The organism is Streptomyces sp. NBC_01244 (assembly GCF_035987325.1).
Classification (GTDB): domain Bacteria; phylum Actinomycetota; class Actinomycetes; order Streptomycetales; family Streptomycetaceae; genus Streptomyces.
Window position 1 is genome coordinate 480,488 of record NZ_CP108488.1, and the last position, 20,075, is coordinate 500,562.

Consider the following 20,075-nt stretch of genomic DNA (forward strand, 5'->3'; position numbering starts at 1 on the left):
TCGTCCCCCCTCCTCCTACTCCCTGGAGTGTCCGTCTCATGACCGCTGTCGATGCCCGCCCGGCGACCTCCACGGGCAACCGCCCCGAGACCGGGACGGGGCTCCGTTTCCCCACCGGATTCCGTTGGGGCACGGCCACCGCCGCCTACCAGATCGAGGGAGCAGCCACCGAGAACGGCCGGACGCCTTCCATCTGGGACACCTTCAGCCGCACCCCCGGCAAGGTCCGCAACGGTGACACCGGTGACATCGCCGCCGACCACCTGCACCGGATGCCGGACGACGTGAAGCTGATGAAGGAGCTCGGCGTCACGGACTACCGCTTCTCCGTCTCCTGGCCCCGGGTCCAGCCGACGGGGCGGGGCCCGGCCGTGGAGCGCGGCCTGGACTTCTACCGCCGTCTGGTGGACGAGCTGCTGGCGAACGGCATCAGGCCGGTCGCGACGCTCTACCACTGGGACCTCCCACAAGAGCTGGAGGACGCGGGCGGCTGGCCTGAGCGGGACACCGCGCACCGGTTCGCGGAGTACGCGGGCCTGGTGGCCCGGGCGCTGGGCGACCGGGTGACGACCTGGACGACGTTGAACGAGCCTTGGTGCGGGGCGTTCCTCGGGTACGGGAACGGGGTCCACGCCCCCGGCCGCACCAGCGACCTCGCCGCGCTGCGAGCCGCCCACCACTTCAACCTGGCACACGGCGGCGCGGCCCGCGTCCTGCGTGACCGGCTCCCGTCCACCGCCGAGATCTCCCTGACCCTGAACCTCCATGCCCTGCGCCCGCTGACGGACACCGCGGCGGACCGGGACGCGGTGCGCCGGATCGACGCGGTGGCGAACCGGATCTTCGTGGACCCGGTCTTCCACGGGCGGCTGCCGCAGGACCTGGTGGAGGACACGGCGGGGGTGACGGACTGGTCGTTCGTCCGGGACGGCGACCTGGACGTCACGTCCACCCCGATCGACTCGCTGGGCATCAACTACTACTCCCCCAGCGTGGTTTCGGCGGGCTCCTCCACTTCCCCCGCCCCCTGGGCGGGCGCCGAGGAGCATGTGGCGTTCACCCCGGCGGCGGGCCCGCGCACGGCGATGGACTGGCCGGTGGACGCGAACGGCCTGTACGAGTTGCTGACCCGGCTGCGCGACGAACTCCCGCACCTCCCGCTCCTGGTGACGGAGAACGGGGCGGCGTACGACGACTACGCGGACCCGGAGGGGCAGGTCCACGACCCGGAGCGGGTGGCGTACCTCGACGCGCACCTGACGGCCGTCCACCGGGCGATCCAGGACGGCGTGGACGTACGCGGCTACTTCCTGTGGAGCCTGCTGGACAACTTCGAGTGGTCGTACGGCTACAGCAAGCGCTTCGGCATCGTCCACGTGGACTTCGCGTCCCAGCGCCGGACGGTGAAGGACAGTGCGCGGTGGTACGCGGGGGTGATCGCGCGGGGCGGGCTGGCGCGGGACTGAGGGGATCTCCTCCGCTCGCGGCCCTGGGAACCTCCCGGGGCCGCCCGCGTCGTAGTCTCGGGCCGTGCACGAAAACGAGATCAAACTCAAAGCCATCGCCGCGCTCACCGCACTGCGCGCGGATGTCGGCGAAGGCCTCGCCTCCGATCTGCTCGCGGAAGTGACCCCCAGTCACTTCCTGGTGCCGGAGGGAGCCGCCCCCGAGGAGATCGGCGGCGCCGTGCTCGATCAGCTCTCCGCGCCCCTGAGCGCTCTGGTCAACGGTTTCATCGCCGCCTTCGCGGCGGTCGCCTACGCGTACGACGAAACCGGCGCGGAGCCCGGTACCGACGCGATCCTGCAGGAACTCGCTCTGCGTCTCGCCCGCGAGGAAGGTCAGCAGCAGCCCTGACCGTCACCCGGCCGCCCGCCGGGGCCGACCAGCGGACCATGGCGCCGCCGGGGTGAATCCTGCGGGCTCGGCCCGTCCGTATGGCCGTGGGCTGCGAATCCCCCAAGGACCGCCAGGTCACCGACCTCGCCCTCCCGCTGAACCAGGGCTGACGACGTCCGGGCGTCCGCGGGCCGCTCGGCGGCGCGGCCGCGGGCGGTCGGCCGCTCCCCGCCCAGTTCCCTGAGATGCGTGAGGCCCAGGTGTGTGCCTAGCCTGGTGGGAGGAGGGCCGCACCGTGGGAAGCATCCGGATCGCGAGGCACTCCGAAGCTCTGTCACGCACCTCGCTCGTGCGTTTCCCGTGCAGGGCTCACCCCGCGGGCCGGGAGACCTGCCTCCTGGACCCATGCGCCGGACCCCCCAAGCCCCCGCAGGTCTCCGACCCGAGAACCGACCGATGTCCGCCGCGGTAGTAGTGGGCAGCGAGAAAGGTTTGAACCATGCAAGCACTGCGAGTGAAGAGGCTTTTCGCAGTATCCGCCATCGGCGTTCTGATGGCCGGCGGCGCTGCCATCGGCGCAGCCGGTACGGCTGCGGCGTCCGTCCCCACGCATTCGACCACCTACGTCACCGGTGGTGGTTGGGACGACGACGATTACGGCTACAACCACCACGGCTGGCATGACAACGATGACGACTGGGGCGGTTACGGCCACCACGACCGCGGCGGCCACGGCTGCTGAACATCGGCCTACCCACAACGAACTGGCTGACGTCGGAGTGCCCGACGTCAGCCAGGGCGTGTCAGTCGCGGAGCCGGCTGTATCCAGCCCGGTCAGCGGGCATGGTTCTGGATCCCGTGCTGCGGGGGAATTCGGGGCAACCGGGGCCCCGTGGTGCGGCGGTGGGTGGCCCGGCGCCGACGGGGGCGGCCCGGAAAGGCGTTGTTCCGGACGGGCGCGTTGGGTGCCAAGGCCAGGAGAGCGATCAGTGCGGGGACCGCGACGAGGATGAGCACGGTGACGAGGGTCATGTTCCTGCCTTCCGTCCGGTACTGACTGCCTGTCACTACTTGGTGTAACCGGTATTCGGGTCGGTAAACACGGTAGGTGACCAACGGGCTCCCACCCGAGGGGGAACCGGATGGCTCCCCCTCGGTGCGAGTGGACGGGCACGGGCCGGCTCACATGGGTGTGAGGGCCGTGTCGTCGTTGCCGAACGGCAGATCGATTGCCGGAGGAACGTACAAAGAATGGTGTGGCAACGAAACACACGCGTCCGCAACGCCCTGTGACGGGCGCATGGATGGCAATGCGGCCGGATCGCCCTCGGAAGCGGTCCGGCCCCGCTCGAAGGACAAGGACCACCATGCGATGGACACCTCGCCCCTGGCCGGTCGCCGCCTGCCGGCCCTTCGCCTGGTCGCCGCCACAGGAGTCCGGCCGGTGAACGAACCGCACCCGTCCGGCGCCCGCCCGGGTACCGCTCCCAGCGACCTCGGCGACGTCATGCAGAGGGTCGCGCGCGGCGACAAGGAGGCCTTCTCCGCCCTCTACGACGCCCTGGCACCGATGGTGTTCGGGCTCGTGGTCAAAGTCCTACGGGACCGGGCGCAGTCGGAGGAGGTCGCGCAGGAGGTCATGATCGACCTGTGGCGGCAGGCAGCGCGCTACCGGCCCGGGGCGGGCAGCGTCCGTACCTGGGCGGCGACGATCGCTCACCGGCGTGCTGTGGACCGGGTGCGCTCCGCCCAGGCTTCAGCCGACCGTGAGCAGGCTCAGGCCTCCCGCGAGCACCGGACGGCGTACGACGAGGTCGCCGAGCAGGTCGAGACCCGGCTGGAGAGCGAACAGGTCCGGCGGTGTCTGCGCGGCCTGACCGAGCTCCAGCGCCAGGCCGTGACCCTCGCCTACTACGGGGGCCTGACCTACCGTGAAGTCTCCGAAGCGCTCCACGCACCGCTTCCCACCATCAAGACACGCATGCGCGACGGGCTGATCCGGCTGCGCGACTGCATGGGGGTGACCACATGAGGCAGCACCATTGCGACGTTCACTCCCTCGCCGCCGCCCACGCCCTCAACGCTCTGGATCCCGCCGAGCGGCAGTTGTTCACCGACCACCTCGCCCAGTGCGAGGCCTGCCGGCAGGAGACGGCCGAGTTCGAGGCCACCGCCGCGCGCTTGGGGTCCGCCGCGGCCCAGGCTCCTCCGGCCGCGATGAGGCAGCAGACCATGGCCGCCGTTCAGGGCCTACGCCAACTGCCCCCGCCCCTTCCCGCCAACGCGTCGGCGAACACCTTCGGCAGCCTCCTGCGACGCCGGGTGGTCCCCTTCGCACTGGCGGCCAGCCTGGCCGCCGCCGCCTCGTTCGCCGGGCTGGCCGCCTGGGAGCATCGGGAAAGCAAGGACTTCGAGCAGCGGGCACGGCAGGCCGAAGGGCGACTCGACCAGATCAGCACCGTCCTGGCCGCACCCGACGCCCGCACGGCCCATGGCCGGGCCGGCAACGGCGCCCTCACCACGGTCGTCGCTTCCCGGCAGCAGAACAAGGCCGTCTTCACGGCGAGCGGCCTGCCCGCACCGGCGCCCGGCCAGACCTACCAGCTCTGGCTCGACCACGACGGCTCCATGCGCCCGGCCGGGTTCATCCACCAGGACGGCACCGTGCTCATCCGGGGCGACAGCAGCGGCGCCGGCGCGGTCGGTCTCACCCTCGAGCCCGCGGGAGGGTCCGCGCAGCCCACCACCACCCCCCTCCTCCTGATGCCCCTGCCCACCTGAGCGGACGCGGAGAGGGCCCGTGTGGCCGGGCCCTCTGCGCCCCGGGTCAGGACCCGGCGCCATGAAGAGCTCCTCCTCATGCCTCAACCTGGTGATGCGAAGCCCCAAGCCCACCGGATGGGTGCGCGTCAGTGGGCAGACCCTCCGAATTCGGCGTGCTGCGGGTGGAAGGCGTACTCCGCCTCGTCTTGTGAGGGCGGAGCCGGGAAGGAGACCTGTCGTGCCTCCGCCCGTGCCTGGGCCAGGAGACGCTCGAACTCTTCGTCGGTCATGGGGCTCACCTCGCAGCGTTCTCTATGCGGGTGATTCGCGGCCGAACCCTTGCCGGATGGGCGTGTTCCGGCCGTGGGTGCCACTTGGGCTGCTTCGCCGCATCGTGGGCCGAGCGGGTCGTCTGCCGTCACGTGTGAAGGCAACGGTCGTTGGCCCCGACATGACTGACCTCATGGTGCAGATTCCGGCTGCCTGGCTTGCCCGGGTGTTCCTCTCGCTGCGGCGTGGCTCGTCGCAGGACGCGCACGCCCTTGCGGCGGAGCTGCGGCCGTTCACGGAGAAGCCGGGCCAGCGGGTACCGGTGCCCAGGGCGACGGTGCTGCGCACCGAGCTCGCCCTGCGCGGGGAGCTGCTGCAGGTGAACGAGGACGGACGACGCCAAAGGCTCGCCGAGGAAGCCGAGTACCTGATCAACGCCCGCCTGGCGCAGTAGCCGACGCGGAGGGACCGCGATGAGCCGACGACCTGCGGCCGGCCCGCTGATCCGGACCCGGGGCCGATGGCCGACGTCCAATTCTTCTTCGCATGCCGCGATTCGGCTCGCACGCGGGCAGCCTGTGGGTCACGGTGGACTTTCTCTGCACCATCGTGTTCCAAGGAGACCCGTCATGAACTGGACGCTCGAAGTGGTTCTGGTCCCTGTCACCGACATGGACCGGTCGAAGGAGTTCTACGCGGACAAGGTCGGCTTCAAAGTCGACCTCGACAGCGAGGTCGCGCCCGGCGTCCGCATCATCCAGCTGACCCCGCCCGGCTCACGCTGTTCGATCGCGCTGGAGCAGGGGATGCCCCCGGCGCCCGGTGCGCGCCAGATGGCACCGGGCATGCTGCAAGGCCTGCAGCTCTGCGTCACCGACATCGAGGCCGCTCGAAAAGAGCTGACGGTGCGCGGTGTGGAGGTGTCGCCCGTGCGGCACATCGGCGAGAAGGGCTGGGAGGACGGCAAGGGCGACACCTGGAACTCCTTCCTGACCTTCACCGACCCGGACGGCAACGGCTGGGTCGTCCAGGAGGCACCCTCGGAGCTGTCGGAACGCTGAGACCGCCGGGCGCCTGCGCCCCCCGACGGCCCTTCGCCGGGACCCTCATCACGGGGTTCGAGCCGGCGGTGCGGGGGCGGGCGGTGCGGGGGCCGGGTCCTGTTCCCGGATCGCCCAGGGGGAACCGTACGCGGTGAGCAGGTCGAGGAAGGGGCGGGGCGGCAGGGCCTCCGGGCCGAGGACTCCGGACCCGGACCACACGTCGGCGGCGAGCAGTTCGAGTGCCACCACCGGGTTGACGGCGGTCTGCCAGACCACGGCCTGGGAGCCGTACTCGCTCATGGACCACTGGTTGTCGACCACGTGGTAGAGGTACACCTCCCGGGGCAGGTCGTTCTTGGTGCCCTTCACCCAGGTCCCGGCGCACGTGCGGCCGGTCATCCGGTCCCCGAGGGTCGCCGGGTCCGGCAGGCAGGCCGCGACCACGTCCCGCGGTGAGACGCGGACCGGGCTGCCGTCCTCGCCGCGCACGGTGACCGGTTCGGTGGAGTCCAGGCCGAGCGCGTGGAGGGTCTTGAGCTTGCCGATGAAATCGTCGCCGAGGCCGTACTTGAAGGTGACCCGGCGGGCTCCGACCCAGCGCGGGACGAGGAGGACCTCCTCGTGCTCGACGTTGACGCACTCCACGGGGCCGATGCCCTCGGGGAAGTCGAAGACCTCCGGCTCGCTGAACGGTTCGGTGGTGAACCAGCCGCGCTCGCGCTCGTACACCACGGGCGGGTTCAGGCACTCCTCGATCGTCGTCCAGATGTTGAAGGACGGCGCGAAGTCATAGCCCTCGACGGCCAGGTCGGCCCCGTCCCGGATTCCGATCTCCTCGATGTCGTCGAAGAGTTCCTCGGCCGCGTAGCGGGCGAAGACGTCCGAGAGACCGGGTTCGACACCCATGCCGACGAGTGCGAGCCGGCCCGACTTCTCCCACTCCGCGGCCCGTTCGAACTGCTCGTCGCCGAGCTTCACCCCGCAGGTGCCGTACGGGTCCGCGGGGTGCGGGCGGGACAGGGACATGGCCATGTCCACGTAGTGGGTGCCGGCCGCGAGCGCGGCGTTGAACAGCGGCATCACGAACCGCGGGTCGGTCGCGTTCATCAGGACGTCGCACTCGTGCTCGGTGAGCAGGCGGGTGATCCCCTCCTCGTCGGAGGCGTCCGCGCGGCAGGCGGTGAAGCGGTGCTCCTCCGCGCCCAGGGCGGCGACCGCGGCCTCGGCGCGGGCCAGGTCGTAGTCGGCGACGACGAATCGTTCGAAGAAGCCGCGGCGGGCGGCGATCTTGGCGATCGCGCTCCCGACACCGCCGGCACCCACAAGCAGAACGCGCATGACGAGGTCCTCTCTCGGTGGGGCGTGTGCCCCTGGGGGCTGATGGAACCGTCTGCCAAGAGTTAAGGTCAATGGTGTTGGCATAAGGGCACGGAACGGTCCGGGAGGCGAGTCCGTCATGCCGAAGGACGTGGTACCGGAGGAGGCCCGCCGACGTCGGCGGCCGACCCGGCAGGGCACGGTGCTCTCCGAGCGGCTGATCGTGGAGACGGCGCTGCGGATGGTGCGGGAGCACGGAAGCGCGGGTCTGACCGCCCGGCGGCTCGGCGCCGCCCTGGGCGCGGACCCCAGCACCCTCTACCGCTACTTCGACGGCATGGACGGGCTCACCCTGGCCATCGGTGAGGAACTCATCGGCCGGGCCCTCGCCGGCTGGGTCCCGACCGGGCACTGGCGCGAGGACCTGCGCTCCCTGGGCCTGCGCATCCACGGCGCCTACCTCGCCCATCCGCAGGCCGCCCTGCTGACCGCGAGCCGGGTGACCGGGCGGCCCCGGGAGATCGCGGCCGACGAGGCCATCCTCGGCAGCCTGCGCGGTGCGGGGTTCGGTGACGAGGATGCCGTGCGGATCTACCACGCCTACATCGACCAGTGCCTGGCCTTCGCGGCGCTCGACGCGGGATCCCTCGCGTTGACGGAGCAGGCTCGGGAGTCCGACGAGGAGCGGTGGGAGTCGACGTACGCCCGCCTGCCGGCCGGGACGTACCCGAACATCGCGGCCACCGCCGGGCTCCTCGCCGCCCGGATGCCGCACAGCGCCTATCCGGTCGCGCTGGACATGTTGCTGGAGAGCGCCGAGCGCGAGCTGGCCGGAGGAGCAGGAGCGCGGGGCTGAGGGCTCTGGGCTCTGGGCTCTGGGCTCTGAGGACACCCAGAGCCCTTCGGGTAGATGTTTATTGCGACGTCGCGTCTGGTTTTTGCGCAGGATCATAGACTTCCTCCATGTGGAGTCGTAGCGTCCCGGGTTGAGCCACTTCCCCTCTCCGCCGATCGAGCCGCAAGGACGTGCGTGCCCGTGCTCCAGCCCCCACAGAGCCATTCCGCGACACCCCGGCACATCCGCTCCCTCAGACGGCGGGCCGGCGCCGTCTTCCTGACCCTCTCCCTCACCGGGACCGCCGCACTGACCGCGCTGACCTTCGGCGCCGCCCCCGCGGCGCACGCCGCCGGGGTGCCCGCGCCTTCCCCGATCGGCATAGCCGGGCGGGGTGCGAGCGTGCCGTTCACCGAACTGGAGGCCGAGTACGCGGCCACCAACGGCACGTTCATCGGCCCCGACCGGCTCTACGGCAGCCTCCCCTCGGAGGCCTCCGGCCGGCAGGCCGTGACGCTGAACGCGGTCGGCCAGTACGTCGAGTTCACCCTGACCAAGCCCGCCAACGCGATGTCGCTGCGTTACAGCCTCCCGGACACCGGCGACGGAAAGGGGCGCGACGCGACGCTGGACGTACGGGCCAACGGCCAGTCGGTGAAGACCCTTCCCGTCACCTCCAAGTACAGCTGGTACTACGGCGGATACCCCTTCAACAACAACCCGGGCGACACCAACCCGCACCACTTCTACGACGAGTCCCGCACACTGCTGGGCGCCACCCACCCGGCCGGCACCAAGATCCGCGTGCAGGTGACCTCGACGGCGCAGTCGCCCGCCTTCACCATCGACCTCGCCGACTTCGAGCAGGTCGCCCCCGCCGCCGCCAAGCCGGCCGGGGCGCTCGACGCCGTCGCCGACTTCGGCGCGGACCCGACCGGCGCCACCGATTCCACGGCCCGCATGCAGGCCGCCGTGGACGCGGGACAGGCACAGGGCAAGACCGTCTACGTCCCGCCGGGCAGCTACACCCTCTACGACCACGTCGTCGTCGACGGGGTCACGGTCCAGGGTGCGGGACCCTGGTACACCGTCTTCGGCGGGCGCGACCCGGTGAACCGCAACCGCGCCGCCGGCTTCTACGGCAAGTACGTCCCCGGCGGCGGCTACACGGGACCGGCCCGGCCGCACGAGGCGAACGGACCGAGCAAGAACGTCACCCTCAAGGACTTCGCGATCATCGGCGACATCCGCGAGCGCATCGACGACGACCAGGTCAACGCCGTGGGCGGGGCCATGTCCAACTCCACGGTGGACAACCTCTGGATCCAGCACGTGAAGGTCGCCGCCTGGATGGACGGTCCGATGGACCGCTTCACCATCCAGAACAGCCGCTTCCTCGACATGACCGCAGATGGCGTGAACTTCCACACGGGTGTCACGAATTCTCGCGTCACCAACACTTTCGTGCGCAACGCGGGTGACGACGGCCTGGCCTCCTGGCCCCAGGACAAGCCGAACACCAACATCAGCTTCGACCACAACACGGTCGTCCTGCCGATCCTCGCCAACAACATCGTCACCTACGGCGGCAAGGACTTCACCATCTCGGACAACGTCATGTCCGACACCATCAGCAACGGCGGCGGCCTGCACATCGCCAACCGCTACCCGGGGGTCAACTCCGGCAAGGGCACCGCGGTGGCCGGGACCATCACTGCCGCGCGAAACACCCTCATCCGTGCCGGGAACAGCGACTTCAACTGGAACTTCGGGGTCGGCGCTATCTGGTTCTCCGGCCTGAACGAGGCCGTGCAGGGCGCCAGCATCAAGATCTCCGACACGGACATCCTGGACTCCTCGTACGCTGCGATCCACTCGATCGAAGGGCCGATCAGCGGGGTGGAGTTCACCAACGTCAACATCGACGGGGCCGGGACCTACGCCATCCAGGCGCAGTCCAACCTCGCCGCGAAGTTCACCCACGTCACCGCCAAGAACATCGCCCAGTCGGCGACCCCGATCCACAACTGCATCGGCGCCGGTCTCCAGATCACCGATGGCGGCGGCAACTCCGGCTGGAACACGGGGCAGACCTGCTCCGGCCTGTGGCCCGCGCCTGTGTGGACCAACGGCGGCGTTCCCAGCACTCCGACCACGCCGCCCACCACTCCCCCGACGACCCCGCCCACGACGCCCCCCACCACGCCGCCGACGACCCCGCCGACGACACCCCCCACCACCCCGCCGAACGGCAACCTCGCCCAGGGCAGGCCTGCCACCGCCTCCTCGGCCGTCCAGTCGTACACGGCATCGAATGCCGTCGACGGCAACGCCTCCACCTACTGGGAAAGCAACGGAAACTCCTTCCCTCAGACCCTGACGGTGGATCTCGGCGACACCAAGCGGATCGGCAAGGTCACCCTGAAGCTCCCGCCCACCTCCGACTGGGCCACCCGGACCGAGAACCTGGCGGTGCTCGGCTCCACCGACAACTCCTCCTGGTCCACGCTGCGCGCCTCCGCAGGCGTCACCTTCAATCCCGCCTCCGGCAACGCCGCGACACTCACCCTGGACCCGGCTGACGTCCGCTACGTACGGCTGAACATCACCGGGAACACCGGCTGGGCGGCGGGACAGATCTCGGAGTTCGAGGTCTACGCGGCGGCCGACGGCACCCCGACGACGCCGCCGACCACTCCCGCTCCGACCACCCCCGCACCGACCACCCCGCCGGCCGGCACCAACCTCGCGCAGGGCAAGAGCGCGACCGACACGACCCACACCCAGGGTTACGTGGCCGCCAACGTCACCGATGGGAACTCCGGCAGCTACTGGGAGAGCGACAACAACGCCTTCCCCCAGTCACTCACCGTCGACCTCGGCGCCACCCAGACCGTCGGCCGACTGGTGCTGAGGCTCCCCGCCACCTGGGGCAACCGCGTCCAGACCCTCTCGGTGCTCGGATCCACCGACAATGCGGTCTGGTCGACGCTCAAGGCGTCCGCCGCCTACACCTTCACCGAGGGATCCCACACGGTCACCGTCACGCTTCCCGCGTCCGGCGTCCGCCACCTGCGCCTGACCTTCACCGGCAACACGGGCTGGCCCGCGGGCCAGCTGTCGGAACTGGAGGCGTACACCTCCTAGCCAGCTCGTGCGCGCACCGCGCACCGCACACCGACGGCCGGCCCGGCTCCCTCCGGGCCGGCCGTCCCGGTTCACCCGTGCTCGGCCGTTGAGCTTCCCAGGAGTTCGGCGCCCAGCGGGGTGACGGTGTGCACGACGGATTTGCCGCGTCGGCTGGTGGTGATCAGATGGGCGTTGCGCAGCACTGTCGCATGCTCGCTCGCCGCTGCGATCGACACGTTCAGGCGCCGGGCCAGCTCGGTGGTATTGCACCCTTCGGCGGCCACCTTCAGTGCGGCGGCCCGAGTACGCCCCAGCAGCGCGGCCAGTGACTGGTCCGCGGCCTGCGCCGCACCCCACAAGGCGGCGCCCGCCTCAGCGTCACCGATGGTGGGAATGGCAAGGGTGGGCGCCGAGGTCTCGTCCCGCGAGTCCCACAGGAGTGCCGGGTCCTTCCACAGGAAGACCGTCGGCGCGATGACGAGACCGCGTCCCCCGAGATGGACGTCGACGTTCCGGTGGTACCGCACCTCCAGTACGGGCGCCCGCCACCGCACGAGCGAGACGCACATGCCTTCCAGGAGGCGTTCGATCCCGCCGTCGAGCAGCGTCCGCGCGAAGGTCGCCCGTACGCCCTCCAGACGGGATCTCGCCCGGTTCCAATAGGGGGCGACGATCGCCTCGTTGCAGGCTACGAGCCCCGCGGCGAAGTCCCTGCGGGCTTCGAGGTCGCCCGCCGCGAGGTTGCGTGCCCACGACAGCTGCGAGGGGTGGAAGTCGATGTGCTGGAGTTCGGTCTGCAAACGGGCGGGCGAGGCCCGAAGCAGGTTCTCGATCCCTTCCTCGAGGGACGGCGCGGCGCCCATCAGTACCGTGAGGTCGATGTCCGGGCCACCCACGGCCAGCAGGCTCGTGACGGGGCGGGCCTGCGCACCCAGCCGCCCGCGGACCGCCTCCTGCCACGGACGGAAGGGCAGGGCCGCGGCGGCACAGTCGCGCAGCAGCCTCAGGCTGTACATCGTTTCCGCGGCCGCTCCGATGGTCGCGGCCACGCGGGTCCGAGCCAGATCCTCGGCGGTGAAATGAATGCGTAGCACCGAGCATCCCCCATGGCTGTCCGATCCAGCGCCGCTTGATCGTCCACCGCAGTCTGTGCCCTGCCCGGTGCTCCGTCCAGGACCGGTTTCAGCCAAGACCCCGTCAGTGGCCCCGGTTGGCAACGGCGACCTCGCCGGTGCGACTGCTCCTCCTGGCCCGGGTGTCGGCGACGGCATAGGGCAGGCCGGGCAGCAGCAGGATCGGCGCCGCCCACAGCGGCAGCGTGAACAGCGCCCCGTCACCGGCCCAAAGGCCGGTGAGGATCGCGGCGGGCAGGGCGGTGACGAGGGCGAGCGCCCAGCTCGCCACCAGGCCCAGGCTGCCCCGGCGTAGCTCCCAGACGACCGTGGCCACACCGAGGACCGTCCAGAAGGCCAGGTGGTCGGGGGTCACGGCGAGCGTGGTGGTCCACCGTCGCAGGTAGGCGAACAGCAGGACACAGCCGATCACGAAACAGGCCAGGGACACGGTGCGCAGCGCCCGGCGGGAGAGCGGGGCCCGTGCCCGCGCCCATGCCGCGGCGAAGCCGCGGACGTCCCGGCCGACGACGTCCTGTGCCGTACGGCCGGCTGCCTGGGCGTCCTCCAGGTGGGAGGAGAGCTCGTCGAGCATCTCCCGTACCGACGCGTCGTCGATCCCCCGGTACTCCCAGTTGCTGCGGCAGGCCGCGAGTATCTGCTCGTTCGTCATGGTGTGGTTCCCCCCGTGGGTTCCGTGGTGGTCATGATGCGGCCCACCTGCCCGGCGAAGGCGAGCCAGTCGGCCCGGCCGCCGCTCAGTTCGGCGTGCCCCGCCTCGGTCAGGCGGTAGTACTTGCGCGGGGCGCCGCCGCTCGAAGAGGGGGCTCGGTAGGAGGAGACGATCCCCGCCCGCTCCATCCGGGCGAGCAGCGGATAGATGCTGCCGTCGCTGACCAGCTCCAGCCCGCCGGCGGCGAGCGCCTCGGCGAACTCGAAGCCGTACCTGGGGCGTTCGGCGATCAACGACAGGAGGCACAGGTCGAGCACTCCGCGCAGGAGCTGGCTGCGCCGTTGGTCACCGGCAGCGGGCAGTTCCTTTGTCATGCGGTACAAGATAGTCAGCGAGTACCTTGCACCGCAAGAGACTTGGGGGCCGCTGGATCCGGGCCCGTTCCGACTGCTCGGTAAACTCCACGTGTGATGCATGAGGCTGTGGTCCACATTTCGGAAGCGGAGTACCGCGACGTCTGGGAGCGTTTCGACACGGAGTTCGCCTTTCGGCCCGGCATGAACCCGGCCACTTGGCCGGCGATCAAGGAGCCGCTCGACTCCGTCACCTGGAGCGTGGCCTCGTTGGACGACGACCCCGCATACGAGCGGCTCGACAGGCTCGTCGAGGTGGTCAGGCAGAGCCTTACGGCCTGCGTACCTCCGCACGGCACGCTGCTCGCACTGGACTGGCAGCACACCTCTTTCCGCTTCTCGCCCCATCGCGTTCCCGGCTCCGGCCAGGGACGGTGGCCCCTGAGCCCGTACCCCGACGGCGACTACTACATCTACCTCTCCGAGGACTTCCGGACGGGCAGCTTCAGTCACCCCTGGGAGGGGTCACTGTGCCTGTTCGGGCAGGGGCTCCTTGACGTCGCATCAGCGAAGATCGATGACATCCTGGGCTCACCGATTCGCAGGTCCGGCCTGCGTGCTCATCACGCATAGCGCGTCGATACACAACGCCCGCACTCCCGCACACCCTCCCGACCGGCACGAACCGATGGCCTCGGCACGGCACGCACCAACTGGGCATCCGCGGAAGGGCGTCGATGCGGAGCGACCCCGCCCGTTGTCACTGGCCCGGCATACGCTGCACGGACGGAAGTGGGGGCCGCTCACGCACGGACGCGTGTTCCGGGGCACACGGCAGCACGTGCCCGGACAGGCCCCCACGCCTCGATCCTCAGGGGGGATCTTGACTTCACCACACCTCGGACACCTGCGCGCCCTGGCCGCCGGCGGCGTACTCGCCCTGGCAGTCGGCGCCCTCTCCGCCAGCCCGAGCACCGCCGCCCCGCAGCCCCCGGCACCCGCCTCCGCCCTCGCACGGCCCGCGGCCGCCCCGGCACCGGAGTCGGCCTCCGGCGCCGCTCCGCGTCGCGACGGCGGGTACCCGACCGTCGTCATGCCCGGCCGCGCCACGCCCCTCGCGCGGGCGGCCGTCAAGGCTCCGCCGCGGCACGACGTCGACGGCGACGGCATCAGCGACAAGATCGTCATGCAGTACGACCAGAGCACGGGCGTCTACCTGTCGTCGATCTCGTCCTGGAGCGACTACACGATCTCCAAGACCGACCCCGATTCCTCGTTCAAGGACCTGCTGCCGGTCGGCGACGTCGGCGGCACCACCAAGGCCGAGCTGCTCTCGCTTTCCTTCGACGGCGTCCTCACGCTCTACGAGACCGGCCTGAAGGGCACGTCGGCTCCCCTGTGGTCGGGCCGCGGCTGGCAGAAGTACAACCGACTCGCGGCCACCGGCGACGTGACCGGGGACCGCCGCCCCGACCTGCTGGCCCGCGACCACGTCGGTGACCTCTGGCTGTACACCGGCACCGGAAGCGTCGGCAAGCCCTTCAACACGCGGGTCAAGGTCGGGTCCGGCTGGGGGACTTACGACCAGATCGTCGGCGCCAGCGATGTCGACGGAGACGGCCTCGGGGACGTCTTCACCCGCACTCTGACCGGCGAGCTGTGGTTCCACAAGGGATCCGGCAGCGCCACCGCCCCGCTCAAGCCCCGCGTCAAGGTCGGCACCGGCTGGAACACGTACAACGTGATCAGCGGCCCGGACGACGTCGACGGCGACGGCATGAGCGACCTGATCGCCCGCAACCGCGACGGCTTGCAGTACTTCTACAAGTCCATCGGTGGAGGCAAGTTCGCCGCACGCGTCTACCACGGCAGCGGGTGGGAACTCAACCGGTTCATGGTCGGCGCCGGCACCACGCAGCTCTACGGCAAGTCGCAGAACCTCATGACTCAGGCCAACAACACGCTGGCCAAGTACACCGCCCTGGCCAACGGCGACTACCTGTCGCCGCCGATCGGGGCCGGCACCGAGACGCCCGGCTCCCGCACGACCTACGCCGCCGGGCTCAACAGCCACAATCACGCCGCCTATGTGCAGAACATCGGCAGTGATCTGTACATCCGCGGCCAGAAGGTCAGCACGGCGTGGAACTACACGCTCATGGTCGGCCCCGGTGACCTCACCGGCGACGGCAAGGGCGACCTGCTCAGCCGCGACTCCGCCGGCGCCCTGTGGCTGCACCCCGGCGACGGCGCGGTGTACACCAAGCTCGGCGCGCGGATCCAGGTCGGCACCGGCTGGAACATCTACAACGCGCTCGTCGGCGCCGGCGACTACTCCGGCGACGGGCGGCCCGACGTGCTCGCCCGGGACACTTCCGGCCGGCTGTTCCTCTACAAGGGCACGGGTTCGTCCACCGCGCCGTTCGCCGCACGGGAGCAGGTGGCCACCGGCTGGAACGTGTACGACATGCTGGTCGTGCCGGGTGACATCGACGGCGACAGCAAGGGCGATGTGCTCGGCCGCCTCCCGAACGGCGACATGTACCTGTACACCTCGACGGGCAACGCCGGCACCGCGACCTTCACCGCCAGGGCGCTGTTCGGCAAGGGCTGGAACATCTACAAGAACATGATCTGAGTCCGCGGGTCCTGTCAGCAGGTCTTTCGGTAAGGGAGATCCGGGAGGTAGGTACGCCAGTCGGACCGGGATAGTCCGGTTCCGGCCCGGGTGCAGACGGACTCCGCCAGTCGGACCGGGGTCACCTCGTGGGTGCGGACGGTGCTGTGTTCGCCCGCACTGTGCAGGGTGTGTCCGTCGGCGGCGAAGGCGACGGCGACGATCCCGTCGCCGGGGGTCGGCAGCGGTGGTCCCAGTGGTCGGGCAGCGTTCACGTCCCAGAGTCGGAGCGTGCCGGAGGCGCCCGCCACGGCCAGGGTCAGGCCGTCCGGGGAGAAGGCCAAGGCGGTGACGGCCTTTGCGGAGTCGAGGCCGATCGCGTCGAACCCGGCCGGGAGGGTGGCCAGCCGTCGCTCGGCCTCCTTGTCCCACAGGGTGACCCCACCCGTCGTGTCACCGACCGCCAGGCGTGTGCCGTCGGGGCTGTAGGTCATCACCCCGCCCGGTTCCGTGGTGAGGCCCCGTTCGGTGCGCCGGCCGGTGGTGATGTCGAAGGTGCTCGAGGACGTCGCGAGCAGTCGGCCGTCAGGGCGGACCGCGACCGGAGCGGATCGGCTGCTCCGTGGGCTCTCCACGGGGGAGGTCCGGTCCTTCGTGAGGTCCTGGGGTCGGGTGCGGCGTCCGCTCGCCACGTCCCGTACGTCCAGGGCGTCAACGCCCGCGCGCGTCGTGAGCAGGGACCGGCCGTCGGGCGCGACGGCCATCCCGGTGATGGGCATCCGGGCGGCGAACGGCGGTTTGATGTCGGTGGGGAGCGGGCGGGCCGCGTTGGCCGGCACGTCCCACAGGGTCGGCTCCTGGGCGGTCTCCCGCTGTCCGTCCCCCGCGGCGGAGCCTTCGGCGAGGCCGGTTCGGGCGTGAGCGAGGGTCTTTCCGTCGGGGGTGAGCGCGAGCAGGACACGGCAGTCCTGTTCTGTGGGCGCTCCGGTGGATCCCGGCACGGCTTTCGGGCAGTCGGCCGGCGGGGTGCGGGCGGTGCGCCGGCCGCCGGCCACGGCGTAGGCCTCGGACCAGGTACTGGCGCCCTGCCGGCGGTCGACCGCGACGGTCGTGGCGTCCGCGCTGAAGGTGCCCGTCGATGCCGGTGCGGCACTCCACTCCGGTGTCGTGGCCGGTCCGTAGGAGATCGTGCGCACCATGGTGTCGCCGAGCCGGCGTTCGGTCAGGTACCTGATGACACCGTCCTCCGGGTCGATCCGGAGCTGGGAGGCGGCCCCGTTGGCGAGGGAGTACCGGAAGACCGGCCGTTCGGGCGTGGCGAGTCGCCACATCAGGATCTCCCGGCCGTCGACGGCCGCGGCGAACCGGCCGTCGGGGCTGGTGGTCACCTCGGTCAGGCCCAGGTGGTCGATCCGGGCAGGTTCCCGGCCCGTGACCGGGTCCCACAGGCTCAGGCCACCCGGTGTCCGGCTCACGAGGACGGCGCCGTCGCCGGTGAAGCGGAACGAGTCGACGGCACACGCGCCGGGTCGGGTGGCGGGCAGTTCCGTGCTCCGGGCCACGTCCCAGACCCTCAGGGGCACGTCGGCCCGTTCGAAGGAGTTCACCGCGTCACCTCCCCTGGCGCACAGGGCCAGGTGGCGTCCGTCCGGGCTGAGCGCCCACATCGGATGCCGGCCGGTCGGCACCTCCAGCAGGGTGCGGCCGCTTCGTGCGTCCCGGAGCGAAAGGCGGCCGACGGCGCCGTCCATGTCCTGGTTGGCGACGACCTGTTCGGCGGCCGTCCAGGCAACGGAGGGGCCCGACGGCCGGGGCACGGCGTCGAGCGCCTTCCCGGACGCCAGATCCAGTCGCCGAGCCCCGAGCCCGGCTCCGGGCCCTTCCTGCTCCCGGGCCCCCTGCACCAGGGCGGTGCGGCCGTCCGGGGAGATCCCCCGGAACAGAGCGTCCCGGCCGAGGGCCGTCTCCGGCCCCACCGCCGTCTTCGTCTTGACGTCCCAGGCGCGTACGGAGTCCTCGTCGACGGTCACCGCGATGCGGCCGTCCGCGCTCAGCCGGACCGGGAGCGCCGGGTGGGAATCCCAGGGCCCCGCCTCGTCCGGTACGTCGTAGGCGTCGGACTCGGCCTGGACGGACGCCGCCAGCAGCGCGGACCGGGTCTCGGCAGTCTCGGCGAGCCGCCAGGCGGCCACGCTCAGCCTCATCGCCAGCGCGGGGTCGGAGCTCCGCAGGCCCTGGGCGACGGCCGCCAGCTGACCGGCGGCCAGTTCCTCCCCCTTGACCCGCCGGATCTCGGCGTCGACCCTCTGTCGGACGTTGTCGCGGCCCTGCTGCCAGGCGGTCGTGCTCGCCACCGTGAGGAGGACGAGGAGGAGGGCGACGACGGAGGTCACGCCGCGCCGGATGCGTCGCGTACGGGCCCGGGACGCGAGACCCGCGTGCAGGAACTCCCGCTCCGCCGGGACCAGTTCGACGGTGCGGCCCGCGTCGTCGGCAAACGTGGCCTCGGCCTCGGCCAGTTCGCCTCCGCGCAGGAGCGCCCCGGCGTCGCGTCGGCGGGTCAGCCAGTTCTGGGTGGCCTGGGTCAACCTGCGGTGGCGTCGCAGCCGTTCGCGGTCGGTGTCGATCCAGCCGCGCAGCCGCGGCCACGCGGTGATCAGGGCCTCGTGCGTCAAGTCCACGACGTCCCGGTCCAGGGTGACGAGCCGGGCCCGGGCCAACCGGTCCAGTACGGCCCCCGCCTCGGCTGCTTCCGGCGCGTCCGGGGGCACGAGGGTGTCGCGGGGGACGGGCCGCCGGGTGTCGGCGGCTCCGTCGCCGGGGGTGATCAGGTTCAGCAGGAGGCGCCGCGCGACGGGGGCCCGGTCGGGCCCGAGTTCCGCGTACACCTCCTCGGCGGTCTGGGCCAGGGCGCCGCGCAGACCACCGGCCGCCTCGTGTCCGGCCAGGGTCAGTGTGCGCCCGCGGCGGCGCCGCCAGGTCTCCAGGAGGGCATGGGAGAGCAGCGGCAGGCTGCCTGGTTCACGGGTGACCTCTTCCACGAGCCGGGCCGTGAGGGCGCGTTCGACGGTGAGGCCGGCCGCTGCCGCGGGGCGCACGATCGCGCCGCGCATCTCCTCGGCGGTCAGCGGGCCCACGGGGAGGGTCGCGGCCCGGGCGGCCTCGGCCAGGTCGGGGTGGGCCAGGAAGTTCGCGTAGAAGTCGGCGCGTACGGCCAGCACCACGCGGATCCGGCTTCCGGGGCTGCGGGCGGCGAGGAGGGCCGCGAGGAAGTCCCTTCGTTCGTCGGGGTCCGCGCAGAGGGTGAAGACCTCCTCGAACTGGTCGACGATCAGCCAGGTTTCGCCGTTTCCGGGGGCCGGGGTGAGAACCGGCGCGTGGGTTCGCATCGGGTGTTCGCCGGGGGTGAGGACGCGCAGGGCCGCGGCGGGCGGCAGCGGCGGCGCGGAGCGGCGCAGCCGGGGCACGAGACCGGCCCGCAGCAGGGAGGACTTGCCGCTGCCGGAGGGGCCGAGGACGACGCCGAAGCGGTGTTCCGCGACGAGGGCCGTCAGTTGGTCGGTCAGGCGTTCCCGGCCGAAGAACACCGTCTCGTCCTCGGGTTCGAAGCGTGCCAGGCCCCGGTAGGGCGGCGTGCCGCCGCCGTCGGTTCCGAGCTCGAGGGAGGCCAGGGCTTCGGTCTCGGCTTCGGCCTCGCGCCAGCGTCGTTCCCATTCCGTCCGGGCGGCGCCGCAGACCTCGGCGTAGGCCAGCGCCACGGGCAGGCTCGGGAGCCGGTTCCCGGCGGCGGCCTGGGAGAGCGCCGTCACCGAATAGCCGGCGCGCGCGGACAGTTCCCGGTAGGGAACGGAGCCGGCCGAGCGGCGCAGGGCGCGGAGCTCACCGGCGAACCGGGCGATTGGACCGGCCTGTGGATCGAGCGCCTTCTCCGGCCTTCCCACACCACTGCCCATGCTGCTCCGCTCCCCCGGGATCAAGATCTTTTCCACCGTATGAGGGGGCGCCGGCAGCCACAAGGGCCTCTTCGGCCACGGAAAACAATTGTTCAGTCCCCCGGATCAGGGCTGCTGAACAATGCGCGAGCCGGTGGACTGCTGCCGTACCCGGTCGCCGCACGGCCCGGA

At 71.2% G+C, this 20,075-nt stretch carries 18 protein-coding genes; 11 read left to right on the plus strand and 7 right to left on the minus strand.

Features of this window, described 5'->3' with window-relative positions; translation table 11 throughout:
• The first annotated feature begins 38 nt into the window (after positions 1-38).
• From OG247_RS01955 to OG247_RS01965, 3 genes are all read left to right on the plus strand, one after another.
• Entirely contained in the window at positions 39-1,466 is a 1,428-nt protein-coding gene (locus OG247_RS01955; RefSeq protein ID WP_327250513.1) for a GH1 family beta-glucosidase, read from the plus strand.
• A gap of 64 nt (positions 1,467-1,530) precedes the next feature.
• On the plus strand, positions 1,531-1,857 hold the full coding sequence (locus tag OG247_RS01960; protein ID WP_327250514.1) for a hypothetical protein: 327 nt from the start codon (positions 1,531-1,533) through the stop codon (positions 1,855-1,857).
• A 481-nt stretch (positions 1,858-2,338) separates the two neighbouring features.
• Positions 2,339-2,581, plus strand: a complete 243-nt coding sequence (locus OG247_RS01965; protein ID WP_327250515.1) for a hypothetical protein — start codon at positions 2,339-2,341, stop codon at positions 2,579-2,581.
• Between the two features lie 92 nt (positions 2,582-2,673).
• Here OG247_RS01965 and OG247_RS01970 read toward each other — a convergent pair whose 3' ends face one another.
• On the minus strand, positions 2,674-2,871 hold the full coding sequence (locus OG247_RS01970; RefSeq protein ID WP_327250516.1) for a hypothetical protein: 198 nt from the start codon (positions 2,869-2,871) through the stop codon (positions 2,674-2,676).
• A gap of 412 nt (positions 2,872-3,283) precedes the next feature.
• Here OG247_RS01970 and sigK point away from each other — a divergent pair, with 412 nt between their 5' ends.
• Both sigK and OG247_RS01980 read left to right on the plus strand, forming a co-directional pair.
• Complete coding sequence (sigK, locus tag OG247_RS01975) at positions 3,284-3,871, plus strand: ECF RNA polymerase sigma factor SigK (RefSeq protein WP_442813570.1); 588 nt, start codon at positions 3,284-3,286, stop codon at positions 3,869-3,871.
• Entirely contained in the window at positions 3,868-4,620 is a 753-nt protein-coding gene (locus OG247_RS01980; RefSeq protein ID WP_327250518.1) for an anti-sigma factor, read from the plus strand. Before sigK ends, OG247_RS01980 begins: the two co-directional genes overlap by 4 nt.
• A 128-nt stretch (positions 4,621-4,748) precedes the next feature.
• Here OG247_RS01980 and OG247_RS01985 read toward each other — a convergent pair whose 3' ends face one another.
• On the minus strand, positions 4,749-4,892 hold the full coding sequence (locus OG247_RS01985) for a hypothetical protein (RefSeq protein WP_327250519.1): 144 nt from the start codon (positions 4,890-4,892) through the stop codon (positions 4,749-4,751).
• Positions 4,893-5,065: 173 nt separating this feature from the next.
• Here OG247_RS01985 and OG247_RS01990 point away from each other — a divergent pair, with 173 nt between their 5' ends.
• Both OG247_RS01990 and OG247_RS01995 read left to right on the plus strand, forming a co-directional pair.
• A complete protein-coding gene (locus tag OG247_RS01990; RefSeq protein WP_327250520.1) occupies positions 5,066-5,326 on the plus strand; it encodes a hypothetical protein in 261 nt (86 codons plus the stop codon).
• A 175-nt stretch (positions 5,327-5,501) separates the two neighbouring features.
• Positions 5,502-5,933, plus strand: coding sequence for a VOC family protein (locus tag OG247_RS01995; RefSeq protein ID WP_327250521.1), 432 nt, complete (start codon positions 5,502-5,504; stop codon positions 5,931-5,933).
• A 48-nt stretch (positions 5,934-5,981) separates the two neighbouring features.
• Here the strand turns inward: OG247_RS01995 and OG247_RS02000 are convergent, their stop codons facing one another.
• Positions 5,982-7,253 (minus strand): saccharopine dehydrogenase family protein, encoded by a 1,272-nt coding sequence (locus OG247_RS02000; protein WP_327250522.1) that lies wholly within the window; start codon positions 7,251-7,253, stop codon positions 5,982-5,984.
• Positions 7,254-7,371: 118 nt separating this feature from the next.
• On the opposite strand from OG247_RS02000, the gene OG247_RS02005 reads away from it, so the two are divergent.
• Together OG247_RS02005 and OG247_RS02010 are read left to right on the plus strand one after the other, a co-directional pair.
• Positions 7,372-8,088: a TetR/AcrR family transcriptional regulator gene (locus OG247_RS02005; protein ID WP_327250523.1), complete on the plus strand. Its 717-nt coding sequence runs from the start codon at positions 7,372-7,374 to the stop codon at positions 8,086-8,088.
• A gap of 180 nt (positions 8,089-8,268) precedes the next feature.
• A complete protein-coding gene (locus OG247_RS02010) occupies positions 8,269-11,214 on the plus strand; it encodes a discoidin domain-containing protein (protein ID WP_327250524.1) in 2,946 nt (981 codons plus the stop codon).
• Between the two features lie 71 nt (positions 11,215-11,285).
• Here OG247_RS02010 and OG247_RS02015 read toward each other — a convergent pair whose 3' ends face one another.
• The 3 genes from OG247_RS02015 to OG247_RS02025 all read right to left on the minus strand — a co-directional run bounded on the left by OG247_RS02015 (position 11,286) and on the right by OG247_RS02025 (position 13,355).
• Positions 11,286-12,290 carry an ArsR/SmtB family transcription factor gene (locus tag OG247_RS02015; protein WP_327250525.1) on the minus strand — a complete coding sequence of 335 codons (1,005 nt, stop codon included), beginning with the start codon at positions 12,288-12,290 and terminating at the stop codon, positions 11,286-11,288.
• A 103-nt stretch (positions 12,291-12,393) separates the two neighbouring features.
• Positions 12,394-12,981, minus strand: coding sequence for a hypothetical protein (locus OG247_RS02020; protein WP_327250526.1), 588 nt, complete (start codon positions 12,979-12,981; stop codon positions 12,394-12,396).
• Positions 12,978-13,355: a PadR family transcriptional regulator gene (locus OG247_RS02025; RefSeq protein WP_327250527.1), complete on the minus strand. Its 378-nt coding sequence runs from the start codon at positions 13,353-13,355 to the stop codon at positions 12,978-12,980. Before OG247_RS02025 ends, OG247_RS02020 begins: the two co-directional genes overlap by 4 nt.
• Before the next feature lie 96 nt (positions 13,356-13,451).
• On the opposite strand from OG247_RS02025, the gene OG247_RS02030 reads away from it, so the two are divergent.
• Both OG247_RS02030 and OG247_RS02035 read left to right on the plus strand, forming a co-directional pair.
• Positions 13,452-13,967: a DUF2716 domain-containing protein gene (locus OG247_RS02030; protein ID WP_327257308.1), complete on the plus strand. Its 516-nt coding sequence runs from the start codon at positions 13,452-13,454 to the stop codon at positions 13,965-13,967.
• 250 nt (positions 13,968-14,217) lie between these two features.
• A complete protein-coding gene (locus tag OG247_RS02035; RefSeq protein WP_327250528.1) occupies positions 14,218-15,972 on the plus strand; it encodes an FG-GAP repeat domain-containing protein in 1,755 nt (584 codons plus the stop codon).
• Between the two features lie 14 nt (positions 15,973-15,986).
• Here OG247_RS02035 and OG247_RS02040 read toward each other — a convergent pair whose 3' ends face one another.
• Entirely contained in the window at positions 15,987-19,904 is a 3,918-nt protein-coding gene (locus OG247_RS02040) for an nSTAND1 domain-containing NTPase (protein ID WP_327250529.1), read from the minus strand.
• Positions 19,905-20,075: the final 171 nt, after the last annotated feature.